The following is a 13,507-nucleotide window of genomic DNA, read 5'->3' as shown; positions in this document are numbered from 1 at the left end:
CCTTACGATGCATTAACATCTCCAAATAAAACTTTGACTGTTTTTAGTATAAGCTTTATGTCCAGCCAGAAGCTTCTTTCTTCTATGTACTTTATATCCAGTTTCACCCATTCATCAAAGCCTACGCTGTTTCTTCCCATTACCTGCCAGTAGCATGTAAGGCCGGGTTTTACCATAAGACGCTGCTTCTGGTATTCGGTGTACTGTAAAACTTCGCTTGGAAGAGGCGGCCGCGGACCAACTATGCTCATATCACCTTTTAAAATGTTAATAAGCTGAGGAAGCTCGTCAATGCTTGTACGCCTGATGAACTTGCCGATTTTCGTAATTCTTGGATCATCTTTTATTTTAAATACTGGGCCTGTCTGTTCATTTTTATCTTTGAGTGTTTCTTTGAGTTCTTCGGCATTTAACTGCATGGAACGGAACTTAAGCATGAAAAACTTTTTTCCGTTTTTGCCGCACCGCAGCTGTTTAAAAAGGATGGGGCCTTCTGAATCGAGTTTGATAAGAAGGGCTGTTATAATAAAAACCGGGGATAATATTATAATACCGAATAAGGATCCGGTAATATCCATTAATCTTTTGAAAAACAAATAAACTCCGTCTTCATTTGTATGTACATGTACCAAGCTGTCTTCAATAGCAATTTCCCTGTCCATAGATTTTGTCCCCCACAAATAATAAAATAAATCATCATCATGGATACAGGTTAGCTTTATATTATGCTCTGTCACAAAATGCGTTTTTGCAAACCGTTTTCCATTATTTACCGAATGTTATTATTTATTATATATCCTATATTTTCAATGTCAAATGTTATAAAAACCTAGATTTTGACATTGTTCACAGATTTTTCTTTAGTGGTTGTGCTTTATATTTTACTACTATTTTCTGTAAATATCCATACGATTGGTGAAAATTTAAACTAAACTTTAAGATTATTGGTTTCCAGAGCGTTTTTTTGTATTTACAGAGCAATAATTTATATTTTTTTCTATGTCATAAAATCATCCCCTTTATTTTTATATACCCTGTTTACGGTTGCTAATATTATTGTACTGATATTATTACTGGGCGTAATGTGCTAAAGTACAGTCCTAAAAATTGGTAATAATATCCGTATATTCAATAAACCGTTAAACATTTAAAATTTTACTATAATCTGCCAAAAAAATAACCACCCGAAAGGGTGATAAAGTATATTTCTTCATAAATTTATCTAAAAAATAACAAAACATTTTACCATATTAATTTTTTTTCAATAATTTAAGCTCCTTTGCTTTTGTGACAACCTGTACCCTCCTGTTTACTTTCAATTTCTCGTATATATTCTTTATATAAACCTTGACAGTATTTATGCTGATTTTCAAACTGTCGCTGATTTCCTTATTGGACATTCCTTCTGCAATCAGATTAAGAACTTCCGCCTCCCGCTCTGTGAGAGGGTCGACAAGGTAGAGGCCTTCTTCAACATTCTTTTCTTCCTTATCTGTTTCAAGATATTGCTGCAGTTTTTTAACATAGGCTATCTGGAGGGATAACAGTTTTAAGAATTCAAGCCGGCCGGGTGCAAATATACCCGATATAAAGCTGTTTTCAAAATAAAGGAGGCCGAAGGGTATTCTCTGCAGCAATAAAGGCACACAGGCTATGGATTTTGCATTTGATTGTGATATATATGGATCGGAAGCAAAGATTCCTATCTGATCTTCGCAATTTAAAACTACAGTTTCAGAGGCTCTGGCAACATACCGTACGACTGCCTTTGAAAGTTTATCATTGTCTTCTACCGGGATGGCCTGTACAGTTAAGCTTCCAGTATTGTTATCCTTTATAGCCTCGATAAACAGCTCTCCGTTTTTTTCAAGTATCAGATATCCCCTGTCAGCACCGATGCTTTGAGCTGCTAAGCTTAAGAAGCTTTCAAGCAGCTTGTTTATGTCCGTTTCCATCGAAATGCTTTCTATAGCTTTATCTATAAAATACATGTCCATATTCCCCGGAGTTTGCATGTAGCTCGGAGTAGGAATGATTGATGTATTTTCAGGACCTTCTTTGGCATCATTATTTTGATTTTTGGAGTCAGTCCCGCCTAAAAGTTCATAATACCGCGACTTAAGTTCTTTAGCTTTGGCAGATGCTCCCCACCTGTCATAACCACTGCAAGCGTCTATCATATAGGTCTTTGCTATCTTAGTCAGGCCTTTGGAAAGATAAAAGCCGGCAGCCAGTTCATTGGCAAGAGCCTCGTTTTGTATATAGCTGTTTTCCTCAGCAGACAGGATGGCCCGGTCATAAAGTATCATGGCTTCCATTTCTTTGCTTTTAAAGCGTGCTGTTTCGGCTTCCACCAGCAAAAATTTATGTTCAAAGTTCTCCTTGCAGGCCTCCGACCATTTTTTCATCTGCCGCTGGTTCTTTTTAAGAACTTTTTTAAAGCACTTTCTCTCTTTTAAAGGCAGTTCTCTATAAAGGGCGGTTATGGACAGAGAGTAATAGAAGTTGTATTCGGCGCTGGTCATAAAACCAATGAGAGCCTCTGCCAAAGGTTCGATCAATTGGGCGGCGGACAGGGCCTTTCTGTAATTTCCGGCCATATAGTAAAGCAGCATCCGGTATAAATAAAGGGTGGCTAAAGAAGGCTTATCATTCTTTACCAATTGAAGAAGCTCATCTTCTTCAAACTCCGCACCGGATAAGGAAGAATCTTCATCCCCTCCTTTAAGCGCAGATATAAGCTTTTGATAGATTGCAACATTGACAGCAAGGCTGTCATGCTTCAGCCTTTTTGCAATTATTTGTTTTTCCCGGATTTCGTCTTCAATTTCTGTAAGTGCTGCGCCTATAAGATACCGGGTTTCAAGAAGAAGACAATGGGCATAGCCCATAATTAAGACATCTCCGGCTTCCATTGCGCTTTGAATTGATTTTTTAAAGCAGTCAAGGCTTAGGGAGGCATGGCTGGTCCAGTGAGAGACGAAGGCTCCGATGACAAAATATATAATGCATTTTGAAAAACTGCGGTCATATTTTTCTATAAGGCGTATGCATACCTCTCCATACCTGCTTCCTGCCTTATAATCTCCCAGAATGTTTCCGGCAGTAATGCTGTAGCCTAAGTATCCTACGGAAGTTATTTCGCTGTTCCCGTAGCTGGCTGCATAATTGCCGGTTTTAAGTATAATAAAACCATGCAGGTCCGGGTGGCTGTTCATGGTTACGGAGCACATCCGGGCTAAAAGCTCCGCAATTTTCTTATGGACCGGGTCCTCCATCTCAGGAAGACAAAGCAGCTCCTCTATTTTTTTATTACGCATGTGCCATTTAAATAATAAGAGTTCCTTTGCATAATCCAGCTTTGCCGGGTTGAGCGGCAGCTTTACTCCCAGATTTTTAAGAACCCGGATACCTGTACGGACAGATTCGTCATATTTTCCTGCACCTGCATACAATATAATCTTTAAACTGTATATTCCTGCGCGCTCCAGCTCAGTTCCGGACTTTTCCAGGAGGGTATCAAACAATTCTTCGGCGGTCTTTACATTGGAAGATAAGTATTCCGCCTGAGCAAGCTCCAGATGCAGGTCATAACTTAAGCTATAAGCATGTTCCCAGGAATACTCAGTTAAAAGTACCTTCCCATATCTGAAATATTTAAGGGCTGAAGCATAGGCCGCAGAGGCCTTGACTTTCCGTCCTGCCATCAGGTTATATTCTGCCAGTTTTATTCTTTCTTCAGGATGTGTAATAAGTTCCAGGCTGCGGTTGAAATGGTCCATAGTCGGCAGGATTTTTTCATCCAGATTGCCGGGGTCCGTATTCTGCATGAACAGCCGGCCGATTAAAAGGTGCTTTTCCTTCTTCTCATTTTCCGGTATAAGGGAATAGACGGCCTGCTGCACCCCATCATGAAGAAACTCAAATACGGAGTGCTTCAGATTTTTATACTCCGGGTGCAGGCCTATGTTTTCACTTTCTAGAGTCACTATGAGCCTTTCAAGCAAGGGCTGCACCAGGAAGGATGTTGTCTCCTCTGGGGGCTTGCCGTATACAAAAGCCAGGGTTTTTAAATCAAACCTGTTTCCGATACAGGCTGCGATTTTCATAATCTCACAGGTTTCTTCAGGCAGATTTTGTATCTTTTTTATCAGAAGCTCCAGCACGTCTTCTCCCGGCTGCAGCTTTTTAATGGTTTCAAGCTCCCATTTCCAACAGCCTTCCTGCATATCAAAATATATATGTCCCTCATTATGTATCAGCATAAGCATCTGTCCTAAAAAAAATGGATTTCCTCCGGATTTGCGGTACAGTACTTCCGACAGGTCAGCAGCATTTTCAGGACTGGTATGAACTGTTTCAGCTACCAGCTTACAAGCATCATTCCATTTAAGAGGCATAAGGTAAATATGCTTCATATCAGTCTGTTCATTATATGTTTCTTCCGTCATCTCTTTAAGCGGGTGGCCAGCGTTTATTTCATTATCCCGGAAAGAACCTATAAAAAGCAGGGAATGGAGGTTTGCATCCCGGGTCAAATATTTCAGCAGGTGAATACAGGTGCTGTCCGCCCACTGTAAATCGTCCATAAACAGTACCAGCGGGTGCCCTTTTAGTGCAAATACACCTATAAAGTCCCTGAACACCATAAGAAAGCGGTTTTCTGCTTCTTTAGGAGGCAGCTCATCGACGGGAGGCTGCTTGCCTACGATATATTCCAGTTCCGGGATTATCCCGGTTATAACCGCGGCATTCCGCCCAAGAGAATATAATATTTTTTTCTTCCAACGCTCCAGCTCTTCACGGTTTTCAGTCATAAGCTGCCTTACCAGATTCCCAAAAGCGTCAGCCAGAGGAGCATAAGGTATGTTCTTCTTAAGCTGATCAAATTTTCCCGTAAGAAAAAAGCCTTTTCCCTGAGAAATGGACTTCAAGCTTTCATTTATAAGCATTGTCTTGCCTATGCCCGGGTATCCGTTTACCAGCACCGTAACGGTCTTACCTTCATGTGCGCTGTTAAAAGAGTCTTTTAGAATTTTCTTTTCTTCTTCCCTGCCGTAAAATTTGCCGGGCAGCCGAAAAAGGTAAAGAGCGTCTGCTTGTCCTATAGAAAAGTGCTCAATCTTACCTGTATGGTTAAGAAGCCTCTGGCATTCTTTAAGATCCCGCAAAAGCCCATATGCGCTCTGGTATCTCTCTTCAACAGCTTTTGATAATAGTTTCATAATGATAAGGGATATAACAGGAGGGATATCCGGATTGTTCTTGTCCGGCGGCTGAGGTTTTTGGGTTATATGGGCATTTATCCACCCGGCGGGGCTTTCAGCCTGCAGCGGAAGACACCCGGTGATTGTTTCATAAAGTATTACTCCCAGGGAATAAAGGTCGCTGCGACAGTCAATTCCTGTATTAAGCCGGCCTGTCTGCTCCGGAGACATATACTCTAAAGTTCCTGACGGGCTGCCGGGAAGCCGGGTATTTTTATTTTTTTCGTCCAAAAGCACAGCATTGCTGAAATCAGTTATATATACTTTTCCCGTATTTGGATTAATAAGAATATTATCCGGCTTAAGGTTTCCGTGAATTATACCCTTTTGATGGATCCGGATGAGGACTTCCGTAAGCCCGGCAGCAACTTCCAGAAATTTATGTATGCTTATTGAACAGTCCCGTATATATCTTTTTAAGGATACTATCCCCTCTATTTTGTCATTTTCGTAAATTTGTTCATAAATTATATAATCCGGCAAGTTAAACATATAAGCTTTCAACCCCATTTTTGCGCGTCTTTATTGATATACTATCACTGGTATTTAGTAAAGTGAAGGGTTGACAGCATGACAAAAAACGAGGAATTATCTCATGTAGGTTTTATTGAGGATGTTATTCAAAAAAGCAGAGAGTCACAGTAAAAATACTGTGCCCTTTAAAAGGTTCGTGGTATTCGTTTTGTGAACAGAGCGAAAAAATCAATAGCTCATTTTATTGCTCTTGTAAATATATTTGCATAGGTATTATCCCGCCTTCGGGTGGCTGCTCCGTATCAAAGGCTGATGCCCCTTCTGGTCTTGGGTAAATCTGCCTGCCATTGCTTTTGTTATAAAATACCACATTAGCAAAACCGGTATTTGTATAATTATTTGCGGTATCCACTGCCTGACCTGCCTTTTTTGCATTGGATTCATTTATACGTGACCCGTTTACCCAGGCACCTATCAAAGCTTGTATGCCTTTCGAGCATCCATTGAATTTGTTGCTTTTGATTTCTGCCGAGCCCTCCTCCACAAAGACGCCGGCAGTTGAATATATTTCATCGTTGTTTTGTGAAGTAAAATTATTTATAGTGTTTCCTGTTAAAAGTATCCTGGAATTACTTCTGCTGCCCTTGACATGTACCGCATATTGTATTGCAGCACTGTCCAGTTCTCCTCCGAAGGTATTGCCATCTGCCGTCCCTTCCCCGCCTATGGTAGCTTGTGCATTATCGTATATACCTATGCCTACCTTTTTAACTTCTGAAATATATGAATCCCTTATATTTATGTCGGCATTATTGAATGCATATATGCCCCATCCGTTCTCAATATCATAGGCTATGCTTTTTATCCTTATGTTATTAATGTTGGCGTAACCCGATATGCGAAGAGCTTCCATTACCTTATGTCCGGTACCGTCTATGGTGAGGTTTGAGACACTCAACGTTTTTCCCTGCTCTACAAAAATTACTCCTCTGCCATCTCCGGAATTGTCCGTATCATAGTTTATTTTTATTATGGTGCTCCCCCTGCTCATACCCTTTATAGTAAGGTCTTTGTTTATCACAAACTGTTTATCCAATATATAAGTATTGTTGTATAGATTAATTATATCGCTGTTTTGGGCCAGATTATATACCTCCTGCAATGAATCGTCTGTGTGCCAAACAGCAGGGCTTGGTATTTTAAAGCCTTCCGGAGCATCATCTAATGACCCAAGCCAGGGGCTGTAATCCACATTAGCGCTTATATAATCCTTAGGGTAAATATCTCCCCAATAGTTTCTGGTTGCATCCAGCATTATATCTGTACTATTTTTTACTCCTGTGTTATTGGAGGATATTTTATTTAGATAAATCTCGTTTAATGTGGTTTCGGCAAATATTCCCGTATCGTTATCAATTATTGTGTTACCTATAACTTTAGTGTCTTCTGTAGTATCTGCCAGCCATATGCCATCACCTAAAGCATTGCCGGAAATGTGGTTGTTTTCCACCTTGTTCCTAGACCCCATTACCCTTATCCCATGAACACGGGTATTAATTTCATTACCCATAATGTTGTTATCATCCGGTGTGCCTGCGTAAGCATAGGGAGATATTCCTGAGAGTATGCTCATCCTTATTCCAAACTGAGAGCCTTTTATTGTGTTTCCATTAACATCTCCATCGCTGCTGTTGCTTATTATTATACCTACGGATTGTGAGCCCTGCCAGCTTGTGTGGTCTCCGGCAGTAATGCTATTGTCTGTAATCTGTGTTCCCTTGCAGGCCGTAAGGGATATACCATATACCACATTTCTTATGGTGTTGCTTATAAATTTATTGTCGTCATTTAATGAACCTACACCTGATTCTCCGCCCTGGGAAAAGATACCATCCAGACTCCAATAGTCACTGTGTGTATCCTGGCCATCAATTATGCAGTTTTGTACAACATTTAAATCACAACCGTCACGAAGATATACTTCATATTCGCCGTTGCCCCGTAAGTAAAGGTTATCCAGCATGGATTTATCGCTATTTAGCATAAATATGCCGTAGGACTCGCTTGTTTTTTCCTTCGTTCTTTTTACCCCTGCATTTCTAACCGTTAAATTTCTTATTTCAACACCCGAGGAATTAACTATTTTTATTCCCGCTTTTGTGGTTCTTCCATCCTGGGTAGCATCAATGATGGTAGTATCGCGGTCATAACCTATAAGCTTTAAGTTGTCCTTGTTTATTACAATATGCTCGTTATATGTTCCGGAGGCTATTTTTATGGTATCTCCCGGTGAACTTTTGTTCACAGCATCCTGTATTGTATCGTAAAACGAATTTTTTTCAACGTTAAGTATGCATGGTGATATTTCAAGGGTGGCAGTTGTATCTTTGTATCCCGGCCTCTTTGCCGTTAAGGTAATGGTGACAAATCCCTGAGATACTCCTCTTATTCTAAGAGAGTTATCCAGTATGGATACGCTTACCACTCCCGGTTTATTAACCGCTGCCGTTATTTTTGCATCCTTTGGATTGACTTCCAGACTTATATATTTTATATCCCCCGGTTTTACAGATAAGGGTGCATCAATAGCCTTTATGTAAATTGACGGCCGTTCGATATTAAGCAAGTCGCCTACTATGTATTCGGGAACTACGGCTTCTCCGCCCAATGCAGTTATCTTAACATCATTAGCCATTCTGGAGTTTACAAATTCAAGAGTTGATTGTGGTATGTCTTCATAAACCAGTATAACAGGGGCTTTAGTATAGGATGCCAGTACAGAGCCTGATAATGCATCGGCAAATTCATCACCATAGGGACCATCAGCAACTGCAAGGTATATATTTTTAAAATTCAGACTATCCTTAAATTCATCCATTACAGCCACATTGGTTTCAAACCTGTCAGAGCCGGATAATCTTTTGGTGTTTGCTGCTATGGTTTTTATGTCGTTTTGCACATTGCTTGCTATTACGCCTTCACCGCCTATTATGTATGCCTTTTTAATTTTGTTCTTTATCATATATTGCACTGCTCCTGGGTTAAGATTATGTTTATCCGTTAAAAGTATAGGCATATTTGTGTATGCAGCTATGGACGATATAGATAATGAATCGGGGAAGCCGGTACCGGTAGCGAATACCGCCTGCGTGACCTTTCCCAGTTTTTCAGCAATTTTCACCGAGGTTTCATATCTGTCTGCTCCAGCTATACGCTCCACATTTATTCCCCGGGAAATCAGCTGTTCTTCTATTTGATATGATATGGCGCCTGCACCGCCGACAATTATAATATCAGTTACACCTAAGCGTTCTATTTCCTTTGACACTTCGGGGTGAAGCATATTGCTTGGGGTTAATAATATGGGGGCATCATATTTTTTAGCAAGCGGACCTGCACAAAGTGCGTCCGGGAAATCATCTCCTCTGGCTATTACAGCATATTCTGATTCCTTCGGCCAGCCATGCTGTGATATTTTAACGGAGGTTTCATAGCGGTCTTTACCGGATAACCTTGTGTATTCAATAGGCTGCTGCATTGCTGTCTGCACCGGTTCAGATTGTGTAATGGGCTGTTCTGCCGGCTGAAGTTCGGTAACTGTTTGTCCGAAAGTAAGGGACTCCAGTAAAAGCCACATCAAAACAAATACAGTAATGAATATTAATCCACGAAGCTTATCCTTTTTCACCATATGTACCCCCTTTTATTGAAAATAAACACCATATATTGTATTTTAATTATATCACATAATACACTAAAATTATTAATAGATTATTAAAATTTCTAAAGGTAGCCCTCGACTTATTCAATATGGTAAAATATCTAGTAGATAGTAATGTTGCTAATTTGTGTCATAGTAAAGGAAGTAAGGGAGGAGTTAAATGTTAAAGTTTAAAAGAGAGCTTGGTACATTCATATTCATTTTTGTTTTTATGGCTGCTTTGGCGGTAAAAGCATATGCAGCTGCTGATATAGAACGGCTTATGGGATCAAGCAGATATGAAACTGCTGTAGCGGCAAGCCAAAAAGGATGGGAAAAGGGTTCTCAATATGTGGTTTTAGCAACTGGCGAGGATTTCCCCGATGCGCTGTCTGCCGCTCCTCTTGCAAAAAAACATAATGCGCCGATTCTTCTCACAGGCAAGGACAGTTTAAACAGTGAAACATTGCAGGAAATTCAAAGACTGAAAGCAAAAAGTGCTTATATAATAGGCGGTACCGGAGTTATATCAGTCCAGGTGGAGAGCCAGTTAAAACAGTTAGGTGTATCGCCCACGCGTATTGCCGGCATGGACAGGTTTGAGACATCAAACAAGGTGGCAGAAAGGGTGGGCTACAAAAACGGCATTTTTGTTGTAACAGGCTATGATTTTCAGGACGCAGTGTCTATAGCACCTATTGCTGCAAAAAAGGCCATGCCCATTGTTTTATCTCCGGACGGATTTATTCCTGAAACCTTTAAAGATTTAGCCTCTAAGGGAAGAGTGGGACAGATTTATGTTATATCGGGTAATACGGCAGTTACTGAAGGATTATTAAATGTTACGGCTATAACAGGTTATAGCGCTTACGCTAGAAATATAAACATATTAAAGAATTTTTCAGATGAGATAGATTTTAATAAGCTGTACATAGCAACGGGCAAGGATTATCCAGATGCTCTCGCAGCTTCGGCATTGGCGGCAATCAATAATTCTGCTGTTGTATTGGTTAATGATTATATTCCCAGTGAAGCGACGGCATTTATAGGCTCAAAGCTTGTAAGCAACCTGTATATATTAGGCGGTGAAGGAGCGGTAAGTTCTTATGTAGAATCACAGCTTAAAAGCCTTCCGGCTAAAATAGTTTCTGTCAATGATGTAAATGCATCGGTAGTTGAAAAGGGAAAATACGAATTTCCCAAAACCGTAACTGCAATATTGAGCAGCGGGGACACACACGAAGTTCCCGTAACATGGAAGTTAACATCGGTTGATACGTCCAAGATGGGCAATTATGTATATGAAGGTATAATCGACGGCTATGATGATGAAGTAAATTTATACCTTGAAATAAGGCCTGCGGTAACATCTGTTGAAAACATAACTGCTGAGGTGGTATTGTCCGATACCTATGAGTTTCCAAAAACAGCAACAGTGAAGTTCAGCGATAATTCCATAGAGGAAGCTGCCGTTACCTGGACTTCAAATACTGTAAGTATGAATAAACTTGGCAATTACAGCTTTAAGGGTACAGTCGAGGAATACAACAAGACAGTTACATTAACGCTTAAGGTTGTGGAGGATTTGCTTATAGATATTCCTGATAGCGATTTACGGGCGGCGGTCAAAAGCGCGCTGGGTATAAAGAAAAGCAGCGGCAAGATATATAAGAAGGATGTTTTAAAGCTCACAACATTGAAAGCTGATAGAAAAGACATATGGGATTTAACAGGCTTGCAGCATTTTTCAAATTTAAGAAGCCTGGATTTGGGAGAAAATTATATAGAAGATCTGACACCCTTACAGTCCTTGGTTAATTTAAGGACCTTAAGACTGGATAATAACGAAATAGAGAACATAACGCCTTTGTCAAAGCTGACCAAGCTGGATTATTTGAATTTGTCGGATAATTATATAGAGAATATTTCACCTTTAAAAAGCTTGACTAATTTGACATCGCTGTATCTTGATGATAATTATATAGATGATTACACCCCCATTAAGTCTATTTTTCCAAATCTTAAAAAGAAAGATTTCGATATTTATGCCGATTGATAGTTTAAAATTCTCCAATATATTTTAAAAATTGCGTTATTTGATAGTCCGAAAAAGCCCTGTTATGGTAAAATGTTGGTATAAAGGAAATTTCAAAGGAGGAGTTTGATGTTAGGACGTAAGAGAATTATATTAAATGTTATATTTGCAGTTTCATTGTTTTTGATGTTTACGATAAGTGTACAAGCTGCTGTCAATATCGGCCGCATACAAGGCGACGACAGGTATAAGACAGCAGTGGAAATAAGTAAAGCTGCTTTTGAGCAGGATTCCATGTTTGCAATTTTAGCCTACGGTGAGGATTACCCCGATGCACTGGCTGCGGCGCCTTTGGCTAAGTTGTACAGCGCACCCATTCTTTTAACGGAAAAGGAATCTCTAAATGCTTCAACGGCAGCGGAAATGGAACGCCTGGGTGTTGAAAAGGTGTTGATAGTTGGCGGTGAAGGCGTTGTATCCAAAGCCGTTGAGGATCAGCTAAAAGCAATGGGGATCGAGCCTTACCGCGTTGCCGGTGCCGACAGGTATGAGACATCTGTAAAAATTGCAGAGGTTGTAGGAGCGGACAACGGCATATTTGTAGTAACAGGCTATGAATATGCAGATGCAGTATCCATTTCGGCCATAGCTGCCAAAAAGAATATGCCAATAGTCCTCGCGCCAAAGGACTCATTGACACAGTCCATAAAGGATTTTCTGACAAGCAAGAACCCAAAGGCAAGCTATGTTATAGGAAGCACTATGGAAATAAGCGATGATGTATTAAATGCTCTGCCTAACGCCAAAAGGATAGGCGGGTATAATAAATTCAACCGCAATATAAATGTTATAAAGGAATTTTCAGGTGATTTGAATTTTGATAAGGTCTATATGGCTACGGGCAATAACTTCCCCGATGCGTTATCTGCGGCTATGTTGGCACAGGCATCATCATCTCCGATCATTCTGGTTGATACAATACTACCAATGGAATCAAAGGAATTTTTAAATACCAAGATGATTAAGGATTTTGTAATACTGGGCGGCCCTGGAGCAGTTGACCCTGCTATCGAATCAGACCTTGGAAAGACAGCGGCTAAGATTGAATCTGTAAAGGATATCAAAGTGCAGGTACCCGAGGGCGAGGAATATGAATTCCCGGAGACAGTTACTGGTGTGACATCTGGCGGTCAGGAAGTAGAACTGCCGGTTACCTGGAGACTTATTTCTATAGGAGAAGGTAAATCACCTACGAATATTTATGAAGGTACCGTTGAGGGCTTTGATAAAAAGGTAAAGCTTACGGTAGAGATGAAAGCACAACTTGAGTATATAGAGGATATGTATGAAGAGATTATACAGTACAGCGGCTACACCTTCCCTAAATATGTAAAGGCAAGGCTTAGCGACGGCGGCACCGAGGACATTCCTGTTATATGGAACAATACAAGTATTATTAATTTAAGCAAGCTTGGTACATATACCATTGAAGGTGAGATAGAAGGCTATGATGAAGAGGTTTTATTGACCTTGAAGGTTGTAGCGGACGACCCCATTACCTTTAAAGATGATAATTTAGAGGATGGCATAAGAAGCAAAATTAAAAAATCCAGGGGTACTATTTATAAGAGTGATGTGTTGGGTGTAACTGATTTGAAGCTGGATAGAGATGGAATAGAAGATTTGTCGGGACTTCAATACTTCACCAACCTTAAAAGTCTGGATTTGGGACAAAACGATATCGAAGATATTTCACCATTAGGGAGCCTTGTAAAGCTGGAAACATTGAGGCTTGACAACAACTATATTGAGGATATAACCCCTTTGAGGAATCTAACAAACCTTACTTATTTGGATTTGAAGGTAAACTATATATCGAATATATCGCCCCTTAAGAGCCTGGTTAAGCTTACAACGCTGTATCTTGATGATAACGCTATAAGCGATTACACTCCTTTAAGGGCATTCTATAAGAATCTTGAAAAGAAGGATTTTAACGCGAACCTGTAAAAAAGTTAACCCTCGGCAAAA

General features: G+C 40.1%; 5 protein-coding genes. 2 read left to right on the top strand and 3 right to left on the bottom strand.

The features are described 5' to 3' along the window. Positions 1-2: 2 nt before the first annotated feature. The 3 genes from OXPF_RS15530 to OXPF_RS15520 form a co-directional block, all read right to left on the bottom strand. Complete coding sequence (locus OXPF_RS15530; RefSeq protein WP_054876132.1) at positions 3-662, bottom strand: sugar transferase; 660 nt, start codon at positions 660-662, stop codon at positions 3-5. Between the two features lie 588 nt (positions 663-1,250). Then, the gene (locus tag OXPF_RS15525; protein WP_083479988.1) at positions 1,251-5,777 is read right to left on the bottom strand and encodes an AAA family ATPase; all 4,527 of its coding nucleotides are present in this window, start codon (positions 5,775-5,777) and stop codon (positions 1,251-1,253) included. Positions 5,778-5,982: 205 nt separating this feature from the next. Continuing rightward, entirely contained in the window at positions 5,983-9,432 is a 3,450-nt protein-coding gene (locus OXPF_RS15520) for a cell wall-binding repeat-containing protein (RefSeq protein WP_054876130.1), read from the bottom strand. 190 nt (positions 9,433-9,622) lie between these two features. On the opposite strand from OXPF_RS15520, the gene OXPF_RS15515 reads away from it, so the two are divergent. Together OXPF_RS15515 and OXPF_RS15510 are read left to right on the top strand one after the other, a co-directional pair. Continuing rightward, positions 9,623-11,497 carry a cell wall-binding repeat-containing protein gene (locus tag OXPF_RS15515; RefSeq protein WP_054876129.1) on the top strand — a complete coding sequence of 625 codons (1,875 nt, stop codon included), beginning with the start codon at positions 9,623-9,625 and terminating at the stop codon, positions 11,495-11,497. A 108-nt stretch (positions 11,498-11,605) separates the two neighbouring features. Continuing rightward, positions 11,606-13,486: a cell wall-binding repeat-containing protein gene (locus OXPF_RS15510; protein ID WP_054876128.1), complete on the top strand. Its 1,881-nt coding sequence runs from the start codon at positions 11,606-11,608 to the stop codon at positions 13,484-13,486. Positions 13,487-13,507: the final 21 nt, after the last annotated feature.

The organism is Oxobacter pfennigii (assembly GCF_001317355.1).
Lineage (GTDB): Bacteria > Bacillota > Clostridia > Clostridiales > Oxobacteraceae > Oxobacter > Oxobacter pfennigii.
This window is presented reverse-complemented; position numbering and strand designations above follow the sequence as displayed.

Bases quoted from the DNA above. Each gene is read 5' to 3' on its own strand.
- OXPF_RS15530 (WP_054876132.1), bottom strand. From the start codon at position 662: ATGGACAGGGAAATTGCTATTGAAGACAGCTTGGTACATGTACATACA.
- OXPF_RS15525 (WP_083479988.1), bottom strand. From the start codon at position 5,777: ATGGGGTTGAAAGCTTATATGTTTAACTTGCCGGATTATATAATTTAT.
- OXPF_RS15520 (WP_054876130.1), bottom strand. From the start codon at position 9,432: ATGGTGAAAAAGGATAAGCTTCGTGGATTAATATTCATTACTGTATTT.
- OXPF_RS15515 (WP_054876129.1), top strand. From the start codon at position 9,623: ATGTTAAAGTTTAAAAGAGAGCTTGGTACATTCATATTCATTTTTGTT.
- OXPF_RS15510 (WP_054876128.1), top strand. From the start codon at position 11,606: ATGTTAGGACGTAAGAGAATTATATTAAATGTTATATTTGCAGTTTCA.